The following is a 26,158-nucleotide window of genomic DNA, read 5'->3' as shown; positions in this document are numbered from 1 at the left end:
TCAGAAAAAAAATCAGAATTCATACTTGAACGTCACCGAACTGGTGCGACCGTTGATGGAGCGGGCGCGGATAATACCGTTCTCGGTCATCGAGCCCTCTTCCGCCTCGGTGAGCCCCTCTTCGTCGAACAGGTTGTTCACGTTCAGGCTGACGGAAACCGCCGGGGTGATGAAATAATTGGCGAACAGGTTGGCCTGGGTGTAGGTATCGAATTTCAGGCCGTTATTGTCCTGCGCATAGGCGTCGCTGGTGCCGATGATATTTACCCCCACACTGTAGCGGTCGGTGGTGTAGGAGGGCGTCAGCGCGTAGATCCAGTCCGCCTGGCGGCGCGGGGTGTTGCCTTCCAGCGACGGATTCAGCTTGTCGCTGGCGATCTCGGCGTCGGTCCAGGTCACACTGCCGGAGAGGTTGAAATCGCCCATTTGATAGGAGCCTTCGAACTCCACGCCCTGCGCCTTGTAGTCGCGATCAAAGAACGTCTGGGTAGTGGCCTCGAAATTCTGCTCCTCGGTTTCCGCGTAGAAGGCGGTTACGAACAGGCCCAGGTTGTCGCGCCGGTATTTCACTCCGGTCTCCACCTGGTCCACTTCGTCCACCGCGGCGTTGTCGTCCAGCAGGCCGCCGTCGGTCAGTACGTTGGGGCCGAACAGCAGGCGGTCGGCATTAGCGCGGCCGCCGTGACTGAGGCGCCCGAACACCGCCAGGTCCTCCGTGAGCAGATAGTTGGCGCCGACGGAGTAGGAGGTGTAGCTCCAGTCGTAGTCCACCGGCAGGGCGTTGTCGTTGTCCACGAAAGACACGCTCTGTTCCGGCACCGAGATTGTGCCGTCGCCATTCACGTCCACGTCGGCCATTTGCACGGTGCCGGCATAGGAGCCGTCGGCGCTGCCGCTGTCGTGGCGCAGGCTGGCATCCAGGGTGAGGTCGCCCAGCAGCCACTCGAGGGAGACGTAGGGCGCGCGGATATCGTATTCGGTATCGTAATTGCGCGTGCAGCAATTGCCCCAAAAGGGCACCCCGTAGGCGAGCAGGCCGTTATCGGTTTGCAGATTGCCGTCGGCGTCCACCACGTCCAGCAGCGCCGCCTTGTCCCCTTTGACTTCCATCAGGTAGGAGTTCCACAGCCAGGACATGTCGATGGTCTGGGAGGCCGCGTAGTAGCCGAAGGTCAGGGTGGCACTGTCGAAGGCTTTGCTGATCTTGAGATCGTTGGTATAGCTGCCGAAGTCGTTGTACTCGACATCGAACAGGTGCATGCGCATGGCCAGGCCGTTGCCGTTGAGGGCGCTGCCGGCCTGGGAGCCGTTGGCGTAGACCAGGGTGGCGCCGGCCCCGCCGATGGATTCGGTGATGCCCTGGGCGTCGCCAATCTCTGCCGGGAAGGGGGTGTTGAAGCCGCCGTCCACAAAGGCCTTGCGGAAGCGGTCGGTCACCGTCCAGCTGTCCGCCAGGTCGAAGGACAGTTCAGTACCCACGGCGGTATAGACGGGGTGCATGCCGTCGGTGATATCACTGCGGCGGGTGTTGCCGTCGTCACCGATGCCGAGATTGGTTTTCAGCAGCGGCGTCTGCAATGTGTCCTCGAGGATATCGTAGCCGGTGATGGAGCCGCCGCCAGCCCTGGCGGGCATGGGCATGTAGCTGACGGCCTTATCGTCCAGGTGCTTGAAGTAGACCCGCGCGTAGCCGTTGTCGAATTCACGGGTCAGATTGGCCTTGATCTGGCCGCCGGAGTTGCCGGTATAGCCGGCGTCGCGGGGGCCGTCGCCCTCGCGGTAGAAGCCGCCGACGTGGTAGCGCCAGCCGTCCGCCAGGGGGCCGCCGTATTCGAAGTCGGTGCGCACGCTGTCATAGTCCAGGCCGACGGTGGCGCTGGCACTGCCGATGGCCTCCTCGCCGGTCTTGCTGATCACGTTGATCACCCCGCCCGGTGAGTTGGAGGCAAAAGTGGAGGCGGAGCCGCCGCGGATGGATTCTACCCGGCCGACAGTGGAGTCGAGACGCAGAAAGATATCGGCGTTGCCGAAGGCGATATCGCCGAACTGCATCACCGGCAGGCCGTCCTCCTGCAGCTGCAGAAACTTGGCGCCGCCGGAGGCCACCGGCAGGCCGCGCACGGCGATATTGGCATTGCCCTCGCCACCCGACGCCTCGGCGCGGATACCGGGGATATTGCGAAAGGCCTCGGCGGTGGAGCGGGGCGCGTAATTGGCCAGGTCGTCGGTGTTCATTGAGCTCACCGAGGTGCTGGACTCCATCTTGGACACGGGCCGGGGACTGGCGGTGACCATCACCTCTTCCAGTTCCAGCAGGTCATCGGCCAGGGCCGGCTGCACAATGACACCGACACCAGCGACGGCCAGGGCCAGCAGGCTGGGGGCAAAGGGATTGCGGGCGCGGGAGTTTTCTCCCTGGCGGACTACTTCTTGTTCTCTCATCGTTATTCTCCTCAAGGATCTCTTTTATCGTTGTAAATCCTTGCCCGCGCGGGCGGCGGACTGGCCGTTTGCACACTGGTGGTGTGTCGACTCTATTAATTAAATCACTGTTATTTAATTTATACAACTCAGTTTTCGAAGGTCGGTGCAGGGCCGGAAACTGGTACTGGGTAAGGGTGAGCACCTGTGGGGGCCAGCCCTGCTGGCGAAACGGGTGTCGCCGGTACTCCAATCGCCTGCAGGGCAGGCTCCCACAGCGCCAAGAGGCCTGAAACCCGCGCCGGCCCTGGCCGATGCGCACGGCGCATCCTGCGGCACTGGAGCGTTATTTTTAGTTAAGCTAAAGCAGGATTAAATATTCAGGGGCCGCTTTCGGCGGGGGCCAGCGACAGCTGCCCATCTTCCCCTTGGACTATGGGCAGCGGGTCGCTGACTCCGCCTACAAACTGCCCCTCCTCGTCCAGGTTGCGAAAAGCCATCAGGTACCAGCCCCCGTCCGGCCCCTCGACCACCCGGCCGGCGTAGAGGCTGCCCCGGGCATCCGCGCCGAGGAATCCCGAGCCCTCGGTGTGGAAGGGGCCCAGGGGGCCGTCGCCGGGGAAGTACTTCAGTCCGGTCAGCGGGGTGACGCCCTCGGCCAGGTGCGCCTGGCTGTGGTATTTCACCGAGACTGAACAAAACAGATAGTGGCGCCCGCCGATACAGGCCACTTGCGGCACTTCCATCTCGCCATACCAGCCGGGAGCGAACAGCGGCGGTCCCGCCTGCCAGTGGATCAGGTCGGTGGAACTGGCGTAGCCCACGGCGCCGCGCCCGTCCGGCGCGCCGGTATTGGCGCGACAGGTAAGCAGCATGTGGTAGAACTCGCGATCGGCGTCCTTGAATATCCAGGGATCGCGCCAGGACTGGTCGTGCCAGTGGTCCAGGTTGAGGGTGTCATACCAGCGCGGGTCGGTTTCCAGCACCGGGCTGGCCGGGTTCTTATGCCAATGCACCAGGTCGTCCGAGGTGGCGAGGCAGACCCGCTGGATCAGGCCCTTTTCCGATTGGCGGGTGCCGGTGTAAAACATGAGCCAGCGGTCGCCGTCGCGGACAACACTGCCGGTCCAGGTCGTCAGGGAGTCGGCGGGGTCTTCCGCCCGGGACTGGGGGGAGGAGGGCGCGAGGGCATCGGGCAGGGGCGTCCAGTGGCGCAGGTCCTGGGATACCGCGTGGCCGACACTGACGTTCCAGTGCCGCAATTCGGGGTCCCCCAGGGCGCGGTCGGCCTGTAGGTAGAACAGGTGGTAGTCCTTACCGTCTTTTGCGAACCAGAAATCCCAGATCCACTTGTCTTTCAGATCGAGCGCCATTAGATACTCCTCAGATTTGCTTTCGGGCCGGCACTGCGCTCGGAAATCAGGAGACTCCAAACAGACTCTTACTCAAGTTTCGGAGTTCGAGGCGCCTGCCGGTGGCACCCCGCTCCAGCTCCCAGAGCTGAACCTCGAAACTTGAGTTACACAGATACGCGCTCCGGCACCCCGCCTTTCAACAGCACCGTCTTATCCGGTGCGAAATTCGAATAGAAGGGCAGTATCGCCCCGCCCACCGCCACTGCATCCGCGCCAAGGATGCCGGCGCGGATCACAGGCACGAACAGGTCCGCCTGGGCCGCCTGGCGCATACGGCGCGACACCATGTCCACCAGTTCGTCCAGCAGGTAGCGCGGCAGTACCGCATCGATCACGATGGCTTCCAGGTCCAGAATGCCCACTGCCGACAAGAGCGCGAACACCAGCGCATCGGCGCAGTCTTCCATCCACTCCTGCACCAGGGGGCGGGCGGTATCCATCACTGTTTCCAGGTCCGACACAAAGGCCAGGTCGATACCGTGGGCGTTCAGGTGCCGGCGCAGGCCGAACAATGAAGCGCGGTTGTAGAGCGCGTCGAAAGGACCGGCCGGCGCCGGTACTGAATCCAGGCTCGACCGGGGCACCGGCATGGAGGCAAGGGCGCCGGCGTTGCCGTGCACGCCCGGCTCCAGGTTGCCGTTTAGTATCAGTCCGCCGCCGATAAAGGTCCCCAGGTAGACGTAGAGGAAGTTGTCCTCCCCGTCGCCGAACTGCTGTTCGGCGGCCGCCGCCGCCGAGCAGTCGTTCTCGAAAAATACCGGAAGGCTGGTGCGCGCCTGCAGTTCTTCGGCGAAGTTGACTTCCTCCCACTCGCGCACCCGTTCGGGACTTATTTCCAGCTCGCGGCTCCAGGCCCCCATAAACCAGGGCATGGCCACGCCGACCCCCATCAGCTTGCGGGTCTCCTGAGGGCTGAGCTTTGCTACCAGTTCCGCCATTCCGCTTTCGATGTGTTCGAGGACAAACGCCGGCCCCGGCATCTCCCGCTCATATTCCAGTTTGTGCAGTATCCGCCCGCCGAAATCCATCAACAGCACCTCGACGCCGCGCCGCCCCACCTTGACCCCGATGGCGTAGGCCCCGCGCGGGTTGAGGGCGTAGAGTGTGGAGGGCTGGCCCTTGCCGCCCAGGCGGCGGCCTTCCCGCAGCACCAGTCCGGTCTCTTCCAGGTCGTCGACTATCCTTGTCACCGCCTGGGCGGTCAGGTTGGCCGACCGGGCCAGGTCCGATTTGGACGCCGTTCCCCGCTGCCGCAATGCTGCCAGCAACACCCGTTCGTTATAGCGGCGCAAACCGCTGGAATTGCTTCCCCTGCTCATGCCTCAGTCTCCCGCTTGCCTTGGCCGTGGTGCGCACAAAAATTCAGTTTAAGGGTGGAGTGGAAAGCTTTCAATTGGTTTAATCCAGGGCGTTTCGTAATGTAACTCTTTGTTATTGAGGGAATTTTTCGTCCTCTCCGGAATTCATTGATTTATTAAACCACTGTGAATTATTATTGTAAAATAAAATCGATGACGCGGCGGCGCCAATGGCCGGTCGCATAGTGGAATAACCATAAGAAACCATAAGAAGAGTTGAGCGAGATGATTGAGAGTACCGCGGACCTGGGCCTGAACGGCATTGACCTTACCATCGTCGGTGTCTACTTCGTCGCCACCATTGCCATCGGCCTTTACCTGAGCCGTAAACACGACAACGCAGAGGACTATTTCCTCGCCGGCCGCGCCATGCTGTGGCCGTTTATCGGCCTGTCCCTGTTCGCCTCCAATATCTCCAGCACCACGCTGATCGGCCTGGCGGGCGATGCCTACAGCAGCGGCATCGCGGTCTACAACTACGAGTGGATGGCGGCGGTGATACTGGTATTTTTCGCGGTGTTCTTCCTGCCGGTGATCCTGCGCACCGGCCTCTACACCATGCCGGAAATGCTCGAGCGGCGCTTCGATTACCGCGCGCGGCGCTACTTTTCCGTGCTGACGATCTTTCTCAATATCGTCGTGGATACCGCCGGCAGCCTCTACGCCGGTGCGCTGGTGCTGAAACTGATCTTTCCCGATTTCCCCATTTGGCAGATGGTCGCCCTGCTGGCGATAGTCGCGGGTATTTACACCATCAGCGGCGGGCTGGCAGCGGTGATGTACACGGATACCATCCAGGCGGTGCTGCTGGTGGTCGGGTCGGTGGTGATCACCATTTTCGCGCTGGACAAGGCCGGTGGCTGGGAGAACGTGCTGGCCCAGGTCTCGGCCGACAAGCTCAGCCTGGTCCGCCCGGCGGATGATCCGGGCGTGCCCTGGCCGGGGCTGGTCACCGGCGTGGCGCTGCTGGGCTTCTACTTCTGGTGCACCAACCAGTTTATGGTGCAGCGGGTGCTCTCGGCGAAAAACCTGGACCACGGCCGCTGGAGCGTGCTCTTCGCCGGCCTGCTGAAACTGCCGGTACTGTTCATCATGGTGCTGCCGGGCACCTTTGCCATTCTTCTTTACCCGGATCTGCCCCGGGCGGACCTGGTCTATCCCACGTTGATGTTCGACCTGTTGCCGGTGGGCCTGCTGGGGCTGGTGTTGGCCGGTTTTATCGCCGCGCTGATGTCGCAGATCGATTCCACCCTCAACTCGGCCTCAACGCTGATCACCATGGATTTCGTCAAACCGCTCCGTCCATCGCTGACCGCACACCAACTGATGCGCGTGGGCCAGGTGGTGACTTTTATTTTCATGGTGCTGGCGGTGGCCTGGGCGCCCCAGATCGAAAACTTCGGCTCGCTGTTCAAGTACCTGCAGAAAATCCTCTCCTACGCCGTGCCGCCGGTGCTGGCGCTGTTCCTGGTGGGCTTTTTCTGGCGCGGTGCCAATGCGCATGGGGCGATAGCGACCCTGGTGCTGGGGACCCTTGCGGGTATCGGCTTGTTCCTGGCCAATGAGGTATGGGACTTGTTTAATCTGCATTTCCTGTATGTGGCGCCAACGCTGTTTGTGTTCTGCGCGCTGGTGCTGGTGGTGGCGAGCAAACTGAGTTCGGAGGTGCCGACGGACAGCGCGCTGGTGTTTACCTGGAATCCGGCGAGCTTCGCCGAGGAGACCCGGGAACTGCAGGGGCAGCCTGTGTGGAAAAACTACCGGGTGCTGTCTGTGCTGCTGTTGGCGCTGACCGCAGGAATTGTCGGCGCCTTCTGGTAGGCCGTCGTGAACGGGTCAGGAGCCTTCGGTGATCAAAGCGCTGACAATTGAATTGCTTGAAATCGGGGGTACGGATATGGCATTCGAGTTTGTACTGCCAGTGGGAATAGCGGGGATCTGTCTTTGAGAAGTGAGGCAGGGTCCCTACCGGTACGCCGCCAGAAAAGAAAAATGCCAGTCAGTCAGTTGACTTGTCTGACTGGCATTACCGCACTGCGGATTACTTTTGTTGGAAGACGATATTCCTCGGCATGCGCGGGCCGGACGCCCACGCATGCGCAAAGATTATCGAGAGCTGATCGCCCCCTCGCCCGTTTCCAGTTCAACGACGACGAGCGCTTTCACTGTGTAATCGATGACGAATGCCCGATTATTGGCGCTATCGAATGCAAGATCGACGAGGTTGTCAAGATGCAGGGCGGAGCCGGCATTGAAATCGGAGACAATGCTGCGGTCGCCGGTGTCGAGATCGATTGCTACCAGGGTATCCCACCTGCGATCAGTGACCAGCGCCCGGTTATTGGCGCTGTCCAAAGCAATGGAGTTAGGTTGGCCTAAGGCAGGGCCGTTGCCGGTGCCGACCCCATCCATGGAGACGATAGTCCGGTCACCGGTATCGAGGTCTACCGCCACCACTGCATGCTGGTCCTCATCAACCACCAGCACTCGGTTGTTGGCACTGTCTAGTGCAAGCTGCGTGGGGCCTTCAAAAGGGTTGCCGGTACCGGTATCCGTGTCGGAGATGACGGTGCGATTGCCGCTTTGCAGATCCACTGCTATCAGTGCACCCAGGTTCCAATCAGTGACCAACGCGCGATTGTTGGCCTTGTCTAACGCAAAGCCCAGGGGCAACACAAAAGCCTTGCCGGTGCCGACCCCATCCCCGGAGGCAATGGTGCGATCACCGGTGTCGAGATCCACAGCCACCAGTGCGTCCAGGTCCGCATCAAGGACCCATGCGCGATTGTTGGCGCGGTCAAGCGCAAGACCCCGGGGGAATTTAAAGGGCGTGACGGGATTGCTTCCGGAGATGATGGTACGGTCGGCGGTGTTGAGATCCACCGCTATCAATGCCTCCAGACTCGAATCAAGGATCAACGCGCGATTGTTGAGGCTGTCTAACGCAAGTTGCCTGGGGAAACCAAAATCCGGCCCGGTGCCGGTGCCGCCATCGAACAGGATGCTGCGGTTGCCGGTATCGAGGTCGACCGACAGGAGTAGATCCGTCCCGTAATCCGGGATCAGCGCGCGGTTATTGGCGCTGTCCAGAGCAAGGGCGATGGGTCCGGTAAAATTCGTGCTGGAGCCGGTACCATCGACGGAGATCAGGGTGCGGTCGCCGGTGTCGAGATCGATCGCCACCAAACTGTTCGACGAGGAATCGGTGATCAATGCCCGATTGTTGGCACTGTCCAGCGTAAGGGTATTGGTACCCTGAAGAGTGATGCCGGTGCCGGTGTCACTGTCGGAGAGAATGGTGCGATCGCCGGTGTCGAGATCCACAGCTACTAGAGCCGGCAACCCAAAATCAAAGAGCAGCGCGCGATTATTGGTGCTGTCCACCACAACGTGCGAAATTTGACCAAAAGCGGGGCCTTCGCCGATGAGGCTGTCGGCATCTGAGAGGACGCTCCGATCGCCGGTGGCGAGATCCACTGCGAACAGAATATCCTGCGATGTATCGACAACCAGCACTCGGCTATTCGCGCTGTCCAAGTCAAGGCCGTAGATGCGTTGAAAAGCAGTACCACCGCCGATGTGTCTGCCGGAGAGTGTAGTGCGCTCTCCCGTGGCGAGATCTACCGTCCTTACAAACTCCAGATCGGAAACCAGCGCACGGTTATTGGCAGTGTCCAGCGCAATGTCACCGACCGCGAAGGCACCGGGGGAGAGAGTGGCGCGCTTGCCGGAGGCAAGATCAATGGCTATCAGCCCCGCCTGGGACCTATCAGTGACCAGCAGGCGGTTATTGGCGCTGTCCAGCACGGCATGGCCTCCGGTTCGACCAAGGAAAGGCTGATTGTAGGCAGTTTGCGAAATATCCCCGCTATTTCCTGACGCATCCTCCCAGACTACCTTGAGTTCCTGAGAGCCGAGCTGTGGGTCGACCGGAACCTCGGCGTGCCATCGGTGGGGCTCGTCCAGGTCAAAAGTGGCGAAGACATCGTTGACGGACAGCCTGCTTGTATCCTCAGCGCTGGCCGGTGCCTCGTTCCCTAATGCGTCGACCTTGACCATAATGCCGGTGACCGTGGTGGTAGTGACAGATCCAGCGAGGTTGGCATTGGGGGTTGGATACGAGACCTTGGCGACGGCTGCGGGGGCGCCACTGCCACTGCTGCTACTACTACTGCTACTACTACTGCTACTACTACTACTACTGCTACTGCTACTACTGCTACTGCTACTACTACTGCTACTGCTACTACTACTGCTACTACTGCTACTGCCACCACCACCACCACCGCCACCACAGCCGGTGAGTAGGGCGGAAGTGAGAAGAAGCGGGATAAGGAGTCGTTGAAGCATTGTTCAATCCTTGGGTGCGTTTTTTGTTGAGGTGCGGGAAGACCGCACAACCAGGCTGAAAAAGGGAAGGGCGGAGTGAAACTGTAACGGGTTTCTTTATCTAATCAGCTGGGTGAAGGCTGGATTTTGATCGGGTTCATAATAAAAATTCCAACCTTTCAACTCTGAATTTTGGCTTATGCATAGCTTTGCACTGGCGTGAGCTGCTAATCAACACCGGCTTCAGATTAATTCGGCGGGAAACTTATCAGAGATTTGCGCGTCACTTTCTTCCTGGAGTGCTATTAATGATCAAAAACGCGCCTTCATATCGCAATGTTGGATATATCTTGCCACTGGTTTATTTATGTCGGAGAACGAAAGGGAAAAACGCTCCAGCCGGAGCCTGGCATTGAAAGCCGTACTTAAAGATTTGCAAAATTTTTTAATTGCATCCCAAACGGTAGGATCGGTTTTTTCGCTGAGACTCGTTTCGGAGTAAGCTGCTGATGCACTACAGGGAGTCACATTAACTAACTCTTTTGGCTTATCGCCAGATCCGTATTGTTGCAGCTAACCGTGGCAAGGGGATGCAGGGGATAGGTGGTTAGAAAAGAAAAATGCCAGTCAGTTGGCTTGACTGACTGGCATTAGGCGCGAGGCCGTTTTTTAGGGCTAAGGAGGGTTTAGCCTTCTTCTTTAAGATAGCGCTCGCGGGAGGCCAGCACCTCGGCACGCGCCGCTTCGGCATCGGCCCAGCCTTCCACCTTCACCCACTTGCCGGGCTCCAGGGCCTTGTAGTTCTCGAAGTAGTGCTCGATCTGCTTGATCAGCAGTTCCGGCAGGTCGGAGATTTCCTGCACGTGGTCGTAGAGTTTGGTCAGCTTGGTGTGGGGGACCGCCAGCAGCTTGGCGTCCACGCCGGACTCGTCGGTCATGTTCAGCACGCCGACCACCCGGGAGCGGATCACCGAGCCCACTATCACCGGGTAGGGGGCCACTACCAGCACGTCCAGGGGATCGCCGTCTTCGGACAGGGTCTGGGGCACATAGCCGTAGTTGGCAGGGTAGAACATGGGGGTGGCCACGAAGCGGTCCACGAATACTGCGTCCGAATCCTTATCCACCTCGTATTTGATTGGATCGTGGTTGGCGGGGATTTCGATGATGACGTTGATATCGTTGGGCAGGTCCTTACCTGCGGGGATCTTGTCGAAGCTCATTGCTGGTCCTGACTGAAAAATGGGCGAAATTGGGGAGCGCGGATTATAAACCTTGTCTTATAAGGCTGAAAGCGGCGCCCTTAGATCCTTTGGTTCGGACTATCCTGTAACCAGCCATAACGACAATAGCGGCGGAGGGAATCGATGCTGAATCCACGGGAGGTAAAGACACTCGACGACGCCCGGGCCATCGTCGAGGAGCGCAACCTCAGCCACATCAAGGTGGGCCTGTTCGACAACGACGGAGTGATGCGCGGCAAGTATATGAGCCGTGCCAAGTTCCTCTCCGCGCTGGAGCAGGGTTTCTCCTTCTGTGATGTGGTGCTGGGCTGGGACGTCAAGGACCAGCTCTACGACAACGCCCGCTACACCGGCTGGCACACCGGCTACCCGGACGCGCCGGTGCGCATACTGCCGCACAGTTGCCGGGAGATCCCCTTCGAGGAAGGCATGTTGCTGTTCCTGGCCGAATTCGACCAAGGCGCCCGGGCGGTGTGCCCGCGCGCTACGTTGAGCCGGGTGATAGAACGCAGCCAGGCCCTGGGCTTTGAGCCCCTGGCGGCGCTGGAGTACGAATTCTTCCTGTTCGACGAGACCCCGGATTCCGCGCGGGAGAAGGGCTTCCGCAACCTCAAACCCTACACCCCCGACTGGTTCGGCTACTCGGTGATCCGCAACTCGGTGCACGCGGAGCTGCACCGACAGATCCTCGAGTTGGGTGAGCGCATGGATTTCCCCCTGGAAGGGCTGCACACCGAGACGGGCCCCGGGGTGCTGGAGGCTGCCATCGCCGTGGACGGTGCCGAGGCGGCGGCGGACAAGGCGGCGCTGTTCAAGACCTTTATGAAAGTGCTGGCCCAGCGCAACGGCCTGATGGCCACCTTTATGGCCAAGTGGTCCGGCCAGTACCCGGGGCAGAGCGGGCACATCCACCTTTCCCTGCGCCACGTCGATTCCGGCAAATCCGCCTTTTACAACCCGGAGCAGCCGCAGGCGATGAGCGCGCTGCAACGCCATTTTCTCGCCGGCCAGCAGCGGCTGATGCCGGAATTTCTGTGCCTGATGGCGCCCACGGTGAACAGCTACCGGCGCCTGGTGCCCGGCTTCTGGGCGCCCACCGACGCCACCTGGGGGGTGGAGAATCGTACCACCGCGCTGCGCGCCATCCCCGGCAGCGACAAATCCCAGCGCCTGGAATACCGCCTGGGCGCGGCGGATGCCAATCCCTACCTGGCCCTGGCCGCGGCCCTGGGCTCCGGCCTCTACGGCTTAATGCACGAATGGGAGCCCACCGAAGCCGTGGCTGGCAACGCCTACGCCCTGGAGCACCCGCCGGAACTGGCCCTGCCGCGCACCCTGTGGGAGGCGGCGCAGCGCTTCAAGGCCTCGAAACCCGCTCGCGAACTGTTCGGCGACGAATTCGTAGACCACTTCGCCACCAGCCGCGAGTGGGAGGAGCGGGAGTACCGCCGCCACGTCAGCGACTGGGAGCTGGACCGCTATTTCGAAATCATCTGACCGGGGCCCCGGGACCGCGGAGCTCCAGCTCCGCAACGGGCCGCAGGCCCGCCAACACCACCGCAGCAGAGAAACACCTATGAACAAACTGCAATGCATCTCCCCAATCGACAACTCTGTTTACCTGGAGCGCCCCCTGGCATCCCCTGGCGAAATCCAAACCGCACTGGACAACGCCCAAAAAGCCCAAACCGCCTGGAAACAAACCCCATTAACAGAACGCATCGCCATCACCCGCGCCGCGATCAAAAACTTCACCGCCAAAGAAAGCCAACTCGCCGAAGAACTCTGCTGGATGATGGGCCGCCCCATCCGCCAGGCCCCCTCGGAAATCCGCGGTTTCGCCGAGCGCGCCACTTATATGGCGGATATCGCCGAAGCGGCCCTGGCCGATATCCGGCTGCCGGAAAAGCCCGGCTTTGTCCGCTTTATCCGCCGCGAACCACTGGGGGTGGCACTGGTGATCGCGCCCTGGAACTATCCCTACCTCACCGCGGTAAACGCGGTGGTGCCGGCGCTGCTGGCCGGCAATGCGGTGCTGCTCAAACACTCGGCGCAGACGCCCCTGGCCGCCGAGCGCATGGTGGAGGCATTTGTCGAGGCGGGGTTGCCGCGGGGCGTATTCCAGTACCTGCACCTGAACCATGGGGATATAGAGCGGCTGGTCTGCTCCCCGGCAATCAAGCACCTCTCCTTCACCGGCTCGGTGAAGGTCGGTGCCGCGATGGAATACGCGGCGGCGGGGCGTTTTATCGGCGTCGGCCTGGAGCTGGGTGGCAAGGACCCGGCCTATGTACGCGCCGATGCCGACCTGCAATACGCGGTGGAAACCGCAATCGACGGCGCCTTCTTCAATTCCGGGCAATCCTGCTGCGGCATAGAGCGCATCTATGTGCAAGAGACGCTTTACGAGGATTTCGTCGAGCGCGCGATCGCACTGGTGAGGCAATACCGCCTGGGCCGTCCCGATGATCCGGAAACAACCCTGGGTCCGCTGGTACGCGTGGAAGCCGCGGATTTTGTGCGCGGGCAGATAGACGAGGCCATTGCCCAGGGCGCCAGCGCGCATATCGACCCGGTGGATTTCCCCGCGGATAAACGCGGCACTTCCTACCTGGCGCCGCAGATTCTGACGGAAGTCCACCACGGCATGCGCTTGATGAGCGATGAGACTTTCGGCCCGGTGGTGGGCATCCGGAAAGTCCGCGACGACGAGGAGGCGCTGGCGCTGATCAACGACAGCGAATACGGCCTCACCGCGGCGATTTTCAGCAGCGACCTGGAGGCGGCCGAAGCACTGGGCGACCGCATTGAAGCGGGCACAGTATTTTTGAACCGCTGCGATTACCTGGACCCGGCGCTGGCCTGGAGCGGGGTGAAAAACTCCGGGCGCGGCTGCACCCTGTCGAGCATCGGTTACGAACACCTGACCCGGCCGAAATCCTTCCACTTAAAGATTCGATTATGAACATCACCCGATTTCACGCGAACTGGAACTACCCCACCGACATGCGCGTCGGCGCCGGCCGTATTGCCGAACTGCCGGAGGCCTGCGGCGAGTTGGGCATGGCCGCGCCGCTGCTGGTGACCGATCCGGGGCTGGCTGCGCTGCCGATGGTGGAAAATGCCCTGACCCTGTGCCGCGACCGCGGGTTGAAAGCAGGGCTCTTTTCCGCCGTCAAGGGCAACCCCAGCGGACAGAATGTGGCGGACGGCACAGCGGTCTTCAAAGCCGGCGGTCACGACGGCGTTATCGCCTTCGGCGGCGGTTCCGCGCTGGATGCGGGCAAGGCGGTCGCGCTGATGGCCGGGCAGCATCGGCCGCTGTGGGATTTCGAGGATATCGGGGACAATTTCCAGCGGGTGGACGTCGCCGGAATGGCACCAGTGGTGGCGGTGCCCACCACCGCCGGCACCGGATCGGAAGTGGGGCGCTCCTCGGTGATTGTCGACGAGGAGGCGCAGGTCAAACGCATTATCTTTCACCCTAAAATGCTGCCGGCGCTGGTGATCCTCGATCCGGAACTGACCCTGGGCCTGCCGCCCGGAGTCACCGCCGCTACCGGTATGGATGCGCTGTCCCACTGCCTGGAAGCTTTCTGCTCGCCGTCGTACCACCCCATGGCCGAAGGCATTGCCCTGGAGAGCATGGGCCTGGTGCGGCAGTATTTGCCGCGAGCGGTGGCAGACGGCTACGACCTGGAGGCGCGGCTGCAGATGCTGGTGGCCTCCAGCATGGGCGCCACTGCCTTCCAGCGCGGCTTGGGCGCCATGCACGCGCTGTCGCATTCCCTGGGTGCGCTCTATGACGCGCACCACGGCCTGCTCAACGCGATACTGATGCCCTATGTGCTGCGGGCCAACCGCGAAGCCATAGTGCCGCAGATGGAAAAACTCGCGCGATATCTGGACCTGGACACCCCGGACTTCGACGGTGTCCTCGGCTGGATACTGGCCCTGCGCAAGGAAATCGGCATCCCCCATAGCCTGGAGGAAATCGGCATCGGCGACGCGGATATCGAACGGATAGGGCATATGGCCGAAATGGACGCCGCCGCGGCCGGCAACCCGATCCGCTTCGATGCGGCGCAATACAGCCTATTATTCGAACACGCCCTCTGCGGTTGATTTGACTCCGGGGGTGAGGGCCCAAGGACAAGGAGAAAACCTATGCGTTATCTATTCGCTTTGATATTGACCCTAACCACCAGCACCACCCTGGCCCAAGACAATATCCGCACAGCAATTTTCGCCGGCGGCTGCTTCTGGTGCATGGAACCGCCCTACGACAAACTCGAAGGTGTACTGGAAACCACCTCCGGCTATAGCGGCGGCCACGTAAAAAATCCCAGCTACGACCAGGTTTCCGCCGGCAACACCGGCCACGCGGAAGTGGTTCGGGTGAAATACGACGCGGACAAGATCGGCTACGAAGAATTACTGCAAGTCTTCTGGCGCAACGTAGACCCGCTGGACGCGGGCGGCCAGTTCTGCGACCGCGGCAGCCAGTACCGCAGCGCCATCTTCTACGGCAATGAGGAAGAGAAAAAGCTGGCAGAGGCCAGCAAAGCAAAAGTGGCGAAAAAGCTCGACGGAAAAATCGCCACCGAAATTGTCGCTGCCAGCAAGTTCTACCCCGCGGAGAAATACCACCAGAATTACTACCAGCGCAATCCCATCCGCTACAAGTACTACCGCTTCCGCTGTGGGCGCGACCAACGCCTCGAAGAAGTCTGGGGAGGGTAGAGTGCGCACGGCGCACCCTACAACTCAACACTATTCCTGTTTACGGTGAGCAGATCACAAAACAGTACATGCGCCCGGCGGTTTTCATCTTTTCATCACACTTCCCCTGGCAAGCTTCCTGCTTGGAAATCCTGTTCGCAATCGCGAACGGTTACGGCCGTGGGGATTTACGGCTTCCATTTTGGAGCTACTCCTCCCTGTAGGAGCGGCCGTTGGCCGCGATCGGCTTCCGCTACGAAGCCAAGTCGATCGCGGCCAACGGCCGCTCCTACAGGGAAATATGGACGTTCCCATTATCCTCAGGGTGAGTAGTTACTCATTTTTCAAATAATCAAAGGAAAGACCTGATGAAAACCACAACAATGTCGCAGCTCGCGCTGTGGCTCATCCTGCTGGCCGGCAGTGCCCAGGCCAGCGACCTGATAATCTCCGAATATATCGAGGGCAGCAGCTACAACAAGGCGCTGGAAATCTACAACGGCACCGGCAACCCGGTGGACCTCGGCAGTTATGCGGTGGAAGTCTATTTCAACGGCTCCACCTCCCCCGGTGCGAATATCACCCTCAGCGGCAGCCTGGCCGACAGCGAGGTATTTGTGCTCGCGCACTCCAGCGCCGATGCCGCGGTACTGGCCCAAGCCGACCAGACCTACGGTGGCAGCCTGTTCAATGGCGACGACGCGGTGGCCCTCGTCGGCCCCGCCGGCTTCGCGGATGTGATCGGCCAGATCGGCGTGGACCCGGGCAGCCAGTGGGGCAACTCCAGCCTCGGCACCCAGAACCAGACGCTGATCCGCAATGCCGATGTGGCGAACGGCCGCACGGACGCCGGCGCAGCTTTCGATCCGGCGGTGGAGTGGACCAGCGCCGGCCAGGACAGTTTTGCCGATTTGGGCCAACACAACGGCAGCGGCGATGGCGGTGACAACGGCGGTGGCGGCGATGCCGGACTCGGCCAGTGCGGCGATCCGGCCACCCTGATCAGCGCGGTGCAGGGGAGCGGTGCGGCCAGCCCGCTCGTCTCCGAACGCCACGTAATCGAAGCCGTGGTGGCCGGGGACTTCCAGGATACCGCCAGCGGCCTCGGCGGCTTCTTCCTGCAGGAGGAGGACGCGGACCAGGACGGCCTGGACACTAGCTCCGAGGGCCTGTTCGTGTTCGACAGCGGCTTCGGCGTGGACGTGAATGTGGGCGACCTGGTGCGCGTGGGCGGCCAAGTGACCGAGTACTTCGACTTCACCGAACTCAACCAAGTGGACGGCGTCGCTGTTTGTGGCAGCGGCCATAGCGTCACCGCTGCGGAAGTGAGCCTGCCGTTTGCCGATGCGGACCACGCGGAGCGCTACGAGGGCATGTTGGCCAACTTCGCACAGACGCTCACAGTCAGCGACAACTACAACCTGGGCCGCTACGGCGAACTGGGTCTCTCCGCCGGCCGCCTCTACCAGCCCACCCACGTCGCCGAACCGGGCCCCGCGGCCCAGGCGCAGCAGGCTGCCAACGACCTCAACCGCATACTGCTCGACGACGGCTCCACGGTGCAGAACCCGGAAACCATTCCCTATCCGGCCCCGGGGCTCAGCGCCGACAACAGCCTGCGCGCGGGCAGCACGGTGACCGGCCTGCGCGGCGTCATCGGCTACGGTTTCGACGCCTACCGTGTGCATCCGGTGGAAACGCCACAATTCGCCGACGCCGAACCGCGCACCGCCTCCCCGGCGCTACCGGGCACCGGCAGCCTGCACGTAGCCAGCTTCAATGTCCTCAACTATTTCAATGGCGACGGTAACGGCGGTGACTTCCCCACCTCCCGTGGCGCCGACACCTTCGACGAGTTCCAGCGTCAGCGCGACAAAATCATCGCCGCCATCCGCGGCACCGGTGCGGATATCGTCGGCCTGATGGAAATCGAGAACGACGGCTACGGCACCGACAGCGCCATCCAGGACCTGGTTGACGGCCTCAACGCCGCCGCCGGCAGCCAGGTCTACGCCTTTGTGGACCCGGGCCAAGCGCAATTGGGCAGCGATGCGATCACCGTGGGTATCGTCTACCGCAGCGACCGGGTGCAACCCCTCGGCGCCGCCGCCACCCTGGACAGCTACCCCTTCGACGACCTGAACCGCCAGCCGCTGCTGCAGGCCTTTACCGAACTGGCCAGCGGCGAATCCCTCGCGGTGGCGATCAACCACTTCAAATCCAAGGGCAGCTGCCCCTGTGACGGCAGCCTCAACGACGACCAGAACGACGGCCAGGGCTGCTGGAACCAGGTCCGGACCCAGGCCGCCGACGCCCTGGCGGACTGGCTCGCGGCCGATCCCACCGGCACAGGCACCGACAGCGTTTTGGTCCTCGGCGACCTGAACAGCTACGCCCGGGAAAATCCCATCACCGCACTGCAGGACGCCGGCTACACCAATCTGCTCGCCAGCTTCCACGGCGACGCCGCCCACTCCTACGTATTCCAGGCCCAGGCCGGCTACCTGGATCACGCCCTCGCCAACGCCGCCCTGGCACCGCTGGTCACCGGCGTCGCCGACTGGCATATCAACGCCGACGAGCCGCGGACACTGGACTACAACACCGAGTTCAAGAGCGCGAGCCAGTTGGATTCCCTCTACAACGCCGACCCCTACCGCGCCTCCGACCACGACCCATTGGTGGTGGAGCTGGACCTGAGTGCCGGCAATGCCGCGCCCACCGCGGATTTCATCACGGAGGCGCAGGGCAAGCGCGTCCACTTCACCGACACCAGCAGCGATAGTGACGGCAGTATTGTTAGCTGGCACTGGGATTTCGGCGACGGCCACTCAAGCGCGGAGCAGAATCCCAGCCATCGTTACCAACAGGGCGGTACCTACTCCGTAACCCTGCAGGTAGAAGATGGCCTCGGTGCCCAGTCCAACACGCAGCGGGAATTGCTGGTGGACGACAACAGCGGACCCCAGGCCCGCTTCTCCCTGTGGCGTTTCTTCAACTGGGTCTGGGTATTCGACCGCAGCCGCTACGACGGTGACGGCGACCTCAGCTACAACTGGGATTTTGGAGACGGCCGTGAGGCACAGCAGCCAAATGCCTGGCACCGCTACGGCCGCAAGGGTAGTTACGAGATTACCCTGACTGTGAGCGACGGCACGGGCCGCGAGGACAGCGCAAGCGGCAGAGTTGCCATCGGTAGGGCTTGGTAATCGCACTAAGAACCTTTTAAACATCGTCATTCCCGCGAAGGCCGGAATCCAGCGCATGTGGATTCTCCGGACTCTGACGTGAGCTTCGCAGCTCTAACGAGTTGCCGGAATGGCGATTTTCAGAAATTACCCACCCAAAACGGGTCTCTCCAGAGGCCCGTTTTCTATGCACCTCTCTCCCGCTTGCGGGAGAGGGGCCGGGGGAGAGGGATCTAACTCAGTAACCTACTCTTCAAACTGTCACTCTGTACTGTGCGATCTTTTGAGCGAGTCACCTTTATCTTCTCCCGGCTGTAAATCCGGCAAACGCCCGACGCTGTTTGGCGGGTTGAAATCAAGCAGATTGATATCTTTGCCGAGGAAGCGCTTGAAAAGATACACAAGCGCGTTGAGCGCTATACGCTGGGTATTGGCTGAGCAAAAGGGCTGCGATGCGAGGAAACTCAGGAAATCTTCGATTTCCGTCTCTCCCATCTCCTTGTATCGTCACATGCCAATAGCTGAATTCAGCAGTGGCTTCGTCTATCTACAGAAAACGCTCCCTAAATCATTGACTTTTAAGGCGTCGCCAATATGATCAAAAGCGTCTCTATGGGGGAGATATAAAGCTGAGCTGTACTATTTATTTGTTGAAAAATCCGCCAATTCAGTTTAACTGCTTGTTTTGTCAGGATTTTTCCGTCAAGAAGATTTGGAATAGGCCGCAGATAGAGCGCAGGTAGATATATGGCAGTGTCTTTTGAATTAACTGTTATACGGAAAAATAGTGAAAGTAATTTATCTTATACCTTTAATTTTATTCATTGCTGACATCTCTTCTGCGAATGAGTTGGTTGTTTCATACGCTCCATCGGCCACCGTTAAAGCTGATATAGATGAAAGTGAGATGAACGGCAGCCCATATTCGAGATTGAGCCTGGATTCTGGAACAGCTAAAGGCGTGCGTTGGGTGCCTCACTCCAAACTATATTACGTCGATTTTACTTTGCTTGAGTCAGAAAGAGATGTTCAAGGTGAGAATAACAACAATTATAAATCAGTATCGGCCGGGGTTCGTTTTATACGAGAATTCACTATTGATGAAGACCTAAACGCATATTTAGGTTGTACTACTGGGGTTGGGGCAGCTGAATTTAGCATTGATCGAAGTAAAATTAGGTCTATGGCTGAGGCATCTTTTAAAGGTGGGCTGGTATTTAGAGATACATTTACTGTTGGCCCTGAAGTAAAATTCCAATTTGTTGGCAGTCCTGGTGAGACCGTGGCTCGTGTCCTGTTATTTAACCTCAACGCGGGCTTCAGGTTCTGACGTATAACGATGCGCTGCAGACCGACGTCTAACTTTGTGCACTTTATGCGCGGTCGCTACGCTCCTATTTTCGCGCATAAAGCGCCCAAAGTTAGCCGCGGCTGAGCGCGGCGTTAAATGCAATATGAAAAAAATCCGCTATTTCTACTTGTTTCTCTGTGTTCTTTATATGCGCATGCAGATCAATGGTTCTTCGAAAAGGAGCTGAAAGAAGATAGATTTAAGTTCGATGATATAGTGATCAAAAGGATAAGAGACACAAGGGAGAATCAATCATACCCAGTGTTTCGATTGGTCGTGTCAGATGAAGAAAAGGAAATTGCTAATTTTAAGAATCTTACTTTTGATAAGATATCTAGTTTCGAGAGAGGTAACTATTTTTTAGGAGTTTCAAATTCCGGGCTTTCCACATTTGCATTTATTATTCTAGATAAATATGGAAATCTTCTTAGGGCAGAGAACCATTCAAAGAATATGAGTTACTGTAGAATGTCGGTTACCTTAGAGCGAGAATGGGTAAATTTGGAAAATCTGGATATAAAAGAAGAATACGAAACTATTGAAAATGAATTTTATCCAGAAAATCCTTATGTTTTTTTAAAAAGCGTTTCAGTCAATGGCTGTGATGGGAACCGTGTAGAGGTCTGGACCACCAGCATTTAACGACCGAAAGGGAGACACGAAAGGGGACGGATCTATTTATGGCGTGCATTTTCCCTTTGGGAAAATGGCTGTATGAGGGTAACTTCTCACCCTGTGGATAACTCGAGCGTCGATATTTCTCTGTAGGAGCGGCCGTTGGCCGCGATCGGTTTCGCTTCGTAGTGGAAGCCTATCGCGGCCAACGGCCGCTCCTACAGGGAGGGAGTAGTTACATATGAGGGCCGAAAAGTCGCACAGTACAATGACTCTTAGGTGGTTGAATTTGATGACAAAAATAGATGCGTCCCCTTTGTTATGAGAAATCTCATACTTTTTCTGGGTCTCTTCCCAATTTTGGCGGTGGCATATGACACAACCAGTTTGCATTCCCATCATGTCTATGTTGAAGGTGTTCTTCCAGAACCATATAAAAATGTCTCAATAGAAATAAACCTGGATGCAGAAAACGATAATTTAAAGAGTATTGCACTCAAGGTGGATGAAAAATTAATCAGTTTTCCTATGTCAGAGAAGGCAAAGCTTACCGATCTTGATTTGCATACAATGAAAGTAGAGCACGGTATATTTAGCGCTCATGATAGAGGTATGGGTGATGTTCTTTATGTGAAAATTGCAAAAGGAAAAAGAAAATCACAGAAATGCAATTTTGATAAAGAAGAGCTAAATCACGGGGTCTACGATGTCGCGCTAATCCAATATAACTTCGAAGATCCACCAGTTGTAAGGCTGTATAATCCATACAAATATTACCGCGGTCGTTACCTGTGGTGCTTCCAGGAGTGAAAATATTAGGATAACCTATGAAAAAAGTAATATTTTTGATTCTTTTTTTTCTCGGAAGTACTTGTGTCTACGGTGAAGGTTACAAAATTGAGGAAATTGAATTTGTTAGTCACACAGAGCGACTTTCTGGATCAATAGTATTTCCCAAGAGCGATGAGATTCATTCTGCTGTGGTTTTTATTCATGGTTCAGGTAAGCAAGAGAGAAATATGCATTGGGCTCAGCGCTTCGCTTCAGAAGGTATTGCTGCGTTGGTTTATGATAAGCGTGGTGTTGGGCGTTCGGGTGGTAACTATGAAGGCAATCAAAATGTGAGTGGGAAAAATATCAGCTTGCTTGCTGACGATTCGATTGCCGCTTTGAATGTTCTGCGTGAACACCCAAAAACAAAAACATTGCCTATCGGTTTAACTGGCATTAGTCAGGCTGGCTGGATTGTCCCTCTGGCAGCGGAAAGAAGAAAGGTCGTAGATTTTATGGTTTTATGGAGCGGTCCGGTCTGCAAGGTAAGTGAAGAAGATATTTTCAGCAAATACACGTCCGATCTGGATGGCAAGCGGATTCCGAGTTATGAGGAAGCCTTAAAATCGAGAAAGGTAAAGTATATTTGGCCTGGATTTCTAGGTAAAGATACTGATCCTAGTGAAAGCTTAGCAAAACTTAAAATTCCTGGTATTTGGGTGTTTGGAGGAAATGATGGCAGTGTCCCGGTCGATCTATCTATTCGGAGACTGAGGAAACTAATAGACGATGGGCATGAATACGAATATGTACTGTTTTCAAATCTAGGCCACAACAATATGACTGAAACATTTTCTACGGTCGCTGATTGGATCAAAAGGTTTGCCAAGGTAAAATGAAAATCTAACATAAGCTCTTGCGGAAAATCTATGCGTTGCTTCGGTTTCGGCAAAGCTTGGTGTTATCGCGTTGGCAAAGCCCGGCATCTTGCAGGGTGAAAGTCCCCGTCGGGTCCAGGTAAGGGGTGCCCGCCCATCCGTATCGAGTGTTGAGCTGATACGGAGCAGAAAAGGACAGATTTACCCATCCTCATTCTCCGCAAACACCCCACCTTCCACCTTGTATCCCTTCCCTATAAGAAAGCCCTTGGCAAAGCCGTGCAGGTACTCTTCATGCCGGCTCGTGCCAGGTGGTGTTTTCCCTATGACCGCATCCACTACTGCATGTATATCCAGTGAGAGCTCAGTGCAGATTGCCTGAAGCTCGAATACATCCAGTCGTCGATCCCCGGACTCGTATTTGGTAACAAAGGTTCGATGCTTTCCGAGGCGTTCTGATAGCTCCTCCTGCGTGATCTGCCGCTCTTTGCGGACCTCTCGGAGAAGGCGGATAAGGACGTCGTAGGATGGGTAGATGTTTGGCATCGCGCAAGCATAGGGTACTCGGCGATACCTACCAAAAAAGGAGATTATTTAAATAATATTCCTTTTTGGTGTTTTTGGGGGAGTAATACTTCACTCTATTCGCGATTCTCGCGTAGTGGAAGGAGAGGCGAGATGTGCCGGCTATGTAGGTGCCGTTGATACAGACCATGGAGCTTGCTGGCGGCGGCGGCGGCGGCGTGGTAAGGGGGAAGAATCGGAAGCTAGCATGCCCCCACCCCCACCCCCACCCCGCAAGCGATCTGGTAGTCGAGGCCAATGATGGAAGATATAGACGAGCTACTAAAAAGCATGAATTCCCTTATCCAAAGGGCGAGCATCTTGTCCACGGACTTGGTTAACTTTAATCGTGCGGAATCAATTCCATTGGGCGAACTGATGTGTGACTGGCTAAGCTGTCGCAGCTCCCATAACGTGAATATTACTCACGGGGAGATAGAGCAGTTGATCAAACAAAGGCAGATCGCCACATGGGTAAAGGCAAAGCGAATGTTCAAGAGTCAGGAACTCGTCATACTGACCGATTGGCAAATATTGGAAGCCAAGGCGTTAGCTCTTTCAATCAATATCATTTTAAAAAATCTGTTTTTCAGAAACAAAAAAGAATATTGAGACCGGAGTAACCTAAAGTAAAAACACAATCCGGAGATCTTGTTTAAATAAGAGCTACCAATTTAGAGGGTTGGAGAGGCGGAGCGATATTTTGGCCGAGATACTTCTCGATAAAAATCGTGCCAGTACCTTGCCCTGGCCGCAATATTTCTAGTAGGATAAGTAGCTGTTTGATCGCTATTAATTTAAGGGAGTAAATAATGAAAGCAAATGTATTGACGCTAAACAAAGAGCAAGCGACTGATTATCTGAAAAGGAACAGGCGATCTAATCAAATTTATATGTACAAATTTGATGTGGATGTTGTGTTTCGTAAAGGTAAATTGGAAGACGATCAAATAGGCAAGGTACGCTATAAAGAGGATGCTCGCCCACAACGCTCTTACAATAGCAGGACTAGGGCGGAGCAAGATAAAAAGAATGATATCGTTACTTATAGGATGAATGATTCCGACGATCTTTATGTTCTGGCTAGATCCGGTGGAGCGTCACTTTTTGATGGTATAAGCAGTAAAGTTAAATTGGGGGAAAACGATTGCTGGTGGGTTGTTGCGAGGAATGCCGAGCTGGAAGAAGGATTGGTCATCGCGAAAGACACTTTCGTGGATAGCGAAGGTAATACCTATTATTCAATAGAGACAGATCGAGATATGCTGCTATCTGAATACATTGAAAAGCTTGAAGCATTGAAAAAATATATGAGAAAGAGAATGTAGTTATGCCATTTTCATACAAAGACTTAACATATATTCGCGCGGCAATACAAGCATATGGCGCTGCTTTATCAGAAGTGTCTGAGGATGAATGTAACGATGAGGATGAGTTTTCAGAGATACAGGATGATCGTCAGTATCTTGATCGGCTTTTGGCTCTTGTATCGAATGAAATTGAAAAATTAGAGGGCTCAAAACCAAGTTTGAATCCGATAAAAAATGACAAAGAGTGATTGTTAATCATAATTTTACCTGCAGATATTTTTGTGTATTCGCTACGCTTGTTGTTGCACAAATAAGAAGAATATTACGCGTTCTTAACGCAATGACAAGAGAGCCAAAATGAAGAAAAAAATTCTATTAAAAATAACGATCTTGCTTGGTTTGTGCGTCTCGTTTTCATCTGTAGCGCAGATCAACAACCTTGAAACAAATTTAGGCGGTTCATATTACTACGTGGATCATTTTGAAACGGTTATTGATAAGCCTGTTGATGAAGTCTGGCCTCATGTCGTCGAAATGAGCAAGTGGATGCCATGGATGGCCGCTGATTCGGAGAGCAACAAGATATCAGAGGGCGATAGGATTCATTTATATGGTGGCTTTTACATTGAGGTCGTAAAAATAATCCCTAAAAAAATGATTGTATTAGCTAATCTGCCTAATGTAGACCGAGGAGAGCAATCACAGGGTATTGCAATGGTTTCTGTCGCTGAAGCTAACGGAAAAACCCTTGTGTCTATATTTATGAGCAGAATTTATAATTGGTTTGATTCTAAAGAAAATCCTCAGCGTGCAACCAGGGAATCTTCTGAGTTCTCTGATCAGAGAAAAGCGACCTTCAAAGATAACTTTCTCGTTAAACTTAAGCAGCTAGCAGAAACTTAGTGGCCACCGGCTTTGCGGGGGGATGCTTAGTAGAAGTTGTTTTATAACCGCTCCCGACTATTGGGCGCCCCGATACACGCCAAAGATGACCCGGTTGATCCGGTTCATTATTCGAAAGTGTATGAAAGAGAATTGAAGAAAGTTGGCGTAAACGTGAAACTCATACTCTATCAAACTGGCGGTCATGCTTTTGGAGTCAAGAAGCAAGGCAAAGACACTGACAGGTGGACTGTTGATGCACTCAGATGGCTAAAGGAAATCAAGATCCTCTGACATGAAGATTCTGCGTGCCGTTAGGCAATTAACATGAAGATATACTGGACATTAAAAAGCATACCTGAGTTTTCAGCTCTCTCGATACAAGAGCGGGGCGCACGATGGCGAAAGGTATATACGAAATGCTTTCGTCATTGGCAAACCTGGTTAGGACTTGCTACCTGTGGTTTTTGCGTCATTTTAGGTGGACATATTGGGGGTGTCGTTGGTATGGGGTTACTTGGTGCTGCGCTCGGCGGAGGTATCGGAGGCTTAATTTTTTCTCAGGCCTTTATTATCGTTGCACGTCGGTATTATCGTAACATTTCACTTTGCAAGCAGCCTGACTTAGATGGTGAGTCGCATGCCTAAGGGGAGATTCTTTGCTATGAATCGCACTTTGCTTTTACTCTACAAACTCATGACCATGGTAGGACTATTTTGGTCTATGAGTGCTTTTCCAGGTGAGATTGCTCTGACTTTTGACGACGTCCCGTTGCCTGGTGGTAATGTGATGTCTGGAAAAGAGAAAACTCAAAGAATAATTCAGCAGTTGAAGAATCGAGGTGTAAACGAAGCGCTATTTTACGTCACTGGAAAAAATGTAGACGAGGAGTCGAGCGATCGTTTATCAGATTATGTCAATGCAGGTTTTTATTTGGCAAATCATAGCTATGCTCATAAATCCGCAAATAAAGTATCTGTGGATGATATTTTGGTGGACGCGTATAGGACACATTTAACCCTGTAGTTGCATAAAAAAAGCACGTTATCCTGCAAAAATACCGAGATTTGCAGTCTCAAACGTGTCTTTCAGATAAGGTCCTGGATCTC

Annotated in this window: 24 protein-coding genes; 17 read left to right on the top strand and 7 right to left on the bottom strand. The window is 56.3% G+C overall.

Annotation, left to right across the window (positions count from 1 at the left end):
- Positions 1–12: 12 nt before the first annotated feature.
- The 3 genes from FHS09_RS01945 to FHS09_RS01935 all read right to left on the bottom strand — a co-directional run bounded on the left by FHS09_RS01945 (position 13) and on the right by FHS09_RS01935 (position 5,155).
- Positions 13–2,442, bottom strand: coding sequence for a TonB-dependent siderophore receptor (locus FHS09_RS01945; RefSeq protein ID WP_183456165.1), 2,430 nt, complete (start codon positions 2,440–2,442; stop codon positions 13–15).
- A gap of 359 nt (positions 2,443–2,801) precedes the next feature.
- Entirely contained in the window at positions 2,802–3,794 is a 993-nt protein-coding gene (locus FHS09_RS01940) for a glycoside hydrolase family protein (protein WP_183456163.1), read from the bottom strand.
- A 146-nt stretch (positions 3,795–3,940) separates the two neighbouring features.
- Complete coding sequence (locus FHS09_RS01935) at positions 3,941–5,155, bottom strand: ROK family transcriptional regulator (RefSeq protein ID WP_183456161.1); 1,215 nt, start codon at positions 5,153–5,155, stop codon at positions 3,941–3,943.
- Between the two features lie 264 nt (positions 5,156–5,419).
- Between FHS09_RS01935 and FHS09_RS01930 the strand changes: the two genes are divergently transcribed.
- Positions 5,420–7,015 (top strand): sodium:solute symporter, encoded by a 1,596-nt coding sequence (locus FHS09_RS01930; protein ID WP_183456159.1) that lies wholly within the window; start codon positions 5,420–5,422, stop codon positions 7,013–7,015.
- A gap of 285 nt (positions 7,016–7,300) precedes the next feature.
- Here FHS09_RS01930 and FHS09_RS01925 read toward each other — a convergent pair whose 3' ends face one another.
- A complete protein-coding gene (locus FHS09_RS01925) occupies positions 7,301–9,253 on the bottom strand; it encodes an NHL repeat-containing protein (protein ID WP_183456157.1) in 1,953 nt (650 codons plus the stop codon).
- Between the two features lie 53 nt (positions 9,254–9,306).
- On the opposite strand from FHS09_RS01925, the gene FHS09_RS01920 reads away from it, so the two are divergent.
- Positions 9,307–9,498, top strand: coding sequence for a hypothetical protein (locus FHS09_RS01920; RefSeq protein ID WP_183456155.1), 192 nt, complete (start codon positions 9,307–9,309; stop codon positions 9,496–9,498).
- A gap of 711 nt (positions 9,499–10,209) precedes the next feature.
- On the opposite strand, the gene ppa is transcribed toward FHS09_RS01920, so the two are convergent.
- A complete protein-coding gene (gene ppa / locus FHS09_RS01915; protein WP_183456153.1) occupies positions 10,210–10,746 on the bottom strand; it encodes an inorganic diphosphatase in 537 nt (178 codons plus the stop codon).
- 144 nt (positions 10,747–10,890) lie between these two features.
- On the opposite strand from ppa, the gene FHS09_RS01910 reads away from it, so the two are divergent.
- The 5 genes from FHS09_RS01910 (at position 10,891) to FHS09_RS01890 (ending at position 18,698) form a co-directional block, all read left to right on the top strand.
- Positions 10,891–12,264 (top strand): glutamine synthetase family protein, encoded by a 1,374-nt coding sequence (locus FHS09_RS01910; protein ID WP_183456151.1) that lies wholly within the window; start codon positions 10,891–10,893, stop codon positions 12,262–12,264.
- A gap of 79 nt (positions 12,265–12,343) precedes the next feature.
- A complete protein-coding gene (locus FHS09_RS01905; protein WP_183456149.1) occupies positions 12,344–13,732 on the top strand; it encodes an aldehyde dehydrogenase family protein in 1,389 nt (462 codons plus the stop codon).
- Entirely contained in the window at positions 13,729–14,892 is a 1,164-nt protein-coding gene (locus FHS09_RS01900; protein ID WP_183456147.1) for an iron-containing alcohol dehydrogenase, read from the top strand. The genes FHS09_RS01905 and FHS09_RS01900 overlap by 4 nt, the downstream gene beginning before the upstream one ends.
- Before the next feature lie 42 nt (positions 14,893–14,934).
- Positions 14,935–15,510: a peptide-methionine (S)-S-oxide reductase MsrA gene (gene msrA, locus FHS09_RS01895; protein ID WP_183456145.1), complete on the top strand. Its 576-nt coding sequence runs from the start codon at positions 14,935–14,937 to the stop codon at positions 15,508–15,510.
- A gap of 347 nt (positions 15,511–15,857) precedes the next feature.
- Positions 15,858–18,698, top strand: a complete 2,841-nt coding sequence (locus FHS09_RS01890) for an ExeM/NucH family extracellular endonuclease (RefSeq protein WP_183456144.1) — start codon at positions 15,858–15,860, stop codon at positions 18,696–18,698.
- Positions 18,699–18,938: 240 nt separating this feature from the next.
- On the opposite strand, the gene FHS09_RS01885 is transcribed toward FHS09_RS01890, so the two are convergent.
- Positions 18,939–19,172: a phage integrase N-terminal SAM-like domain-containing protein gene (locus FHS09_RS01885; RefSeq protein ID WP_183456142.1), complete on the bottom strand. Its 234-nt coding sequence runs from the start codon at positions 19,170–19,172 to the stop codon at positions 18,939–18,941.
- Between the two features lie 292 nt (positions 19,173–19,464).
- Between FHS09_RS01885 and FHS09_RS01880 the strand changes: the two genes are divergently transcribed.
- The 4 genes from FHS09_RS01880 to FHS09_RS01865 all read left to right on the top strand — a co-directional run bounded on the left by FHS09_RS01880 (position 19,465) and on the right by FHS09_RS01865 (position 22,313).
- The gene (locus FHS09_RS01880) at positions 19,465–20,007 is read left to right on the top strand and encodes a hypothetical protein (RefSeq protein WP_183456140.1); all 543 of its coding nucleotides are present in this window, start codon (positions 19,465–19,467) and stop codon (positions 20,005–20,007) included.
- Between the two features lie 117 nt (positions 20,008–20,124).
- Positions 20,125–20,670: a hypothetical protein gene (locus FHS09_RS01875; protein ID WP_183456138.1), complete on the top strand. Its 546-nt coding sequence runs from the start codon at positions 20,125–20,127 to the stop codon at positions 20,668–20,670.
- Between the two features lie 252 nt (positions 20,671–20,922).
- On the top strand, positions 20,923–21,453 hold the full coding sequence (locus FHS09_RS01870) for a hypothetical protein (RefSeq protein ID WP_183456136.1): 531 nt from the start codon (positions 20,923–20,925) through the stop codon (positions 21,451–21,453).
- A gap of 17 nt (positions 21,454–21,470) precedes the next feature.
- Positions 21,471–22,313, top strand: a complete 843-nt coding sequence (locus FHS09_RS01865; RefSeq protein WP_183456134.1) for an alpha/beta hydrolase family protein — start codon at positions 21,471–21,473, stop codon at positions 22,311–22,313.
- Positions 22,314–22,493: 180 nt separating this feature from the next.
- Here FHS09_RS01865 and FHS09_RS01860 read toward each other — a convergent pair whose 3' ends face one another.
- A complete protein-coding gene (locus tag FHS09_RS01860; RefSeq protein ID WP_183456132.1) occupies positions 22,494–22,838 on the bottom strand; it encodes a helix-turn-helix domain-containing protein in 345 nt (114 codons plus the stop codon).
- Positions 22,839–23,114: 276 nt separating this feature from the next.
- On the opposite strand from FHS09_RS01860, the gene FHS09_RS01855 reads away from it, so the two are divergent.
- The 6 genes from FHS09_RS01855 to FHS09_RS01830 all read left to right on the top strand — a co-directional run bounded on the left by FHS09_RS01855 (position 23,115) and on the right by FHS09_RS01830 (position 26,075).
- On the top strand, positions 23,115–23,468 hold the full coding sequence (locus tag FHS09_RS01855) for a hypothetical protein (RefSeq protein WP_183456130.1): 354 nt from the start codon (positions 23,115–23,117) through the stop codon (positions 23,466–23,468).
- Between the two features lie 200 nt (positions 23,469–23,668).
- Positions 23,669–24,184, top strand: coding sequence for a hypothetical protein (locus tag FHS09_RS01850; protein ID WP_183456128.1), 516 nt, complete (start codon positions 23,669–23,671; stop codon positions 24,182–24,184).
- 2 nt (positions 24,185–24,186) lie between these two features.
- Positions 24,187–24,414 (top strand): hypothetical protein, encoded by a 228-nt coding sequence (locus FHS09_RS01845; RefSeq protein ID WP_183456126.1) that lies wholly within the window; start codon positions 24,187–24,189, stop codon positions 24,412–24,414.
- A gap of 109 nt (positions 24,415–24,523) precedes the next feature.
- On the top strand, positions 24,524–25,069 hold the full coding sequence (locus FHS09_RS01840) for an SRPBCC family protein (RefSeq protein ID WP_183456125.1): 546 nt from the start codon (positions 24,524–24,526) through the stop codon (positions 25,067–25,069).
- A gap of 306 nt (positions 25,070–25,375) precedes the next feature.
- The gene (locus FHS09_RS01835; RefSeq protein ID WP_183456122.1) at positions 25,376–25,696 is read left to right on the top strand and encodes a hypothetical protein; all 321 of its coding nucleotides are present in this window, start codon (positions 25,376–25,378) and stop codon (positions 25,694–25,696) included.
- A 16-nt stretch (positions 25,697–25,712) separates the two neighbouring features.
- Entirely contained in the window at positions 25,713–26,075 is a 363-nt protein-coding gene (locus FHS09_RS01830; protein WP_183456120.1) for a polysaccharide deacetylase family protein, read from the top strand.
- The last annotated feature ends 83 nt before the right edge of the window (positions 26,076–26,158 follow it).

Origin of the sequence: Microbulbifer rhizosphaerae (assembly GCF_014191725.1) — a bacterium.
GTDB lineage: Bacteria > Pseudomonadota > Gammaproteobacteria > Pseudomonadales > Cellvibrionaceae > Microbulbifer > Microbulbifer rhizosphaerae.
The sequence above is the reverse complement of the archived record's forward strand: the minus strand, read 5'-3'. Positions and strand labels throughout refer to the sequence as shown.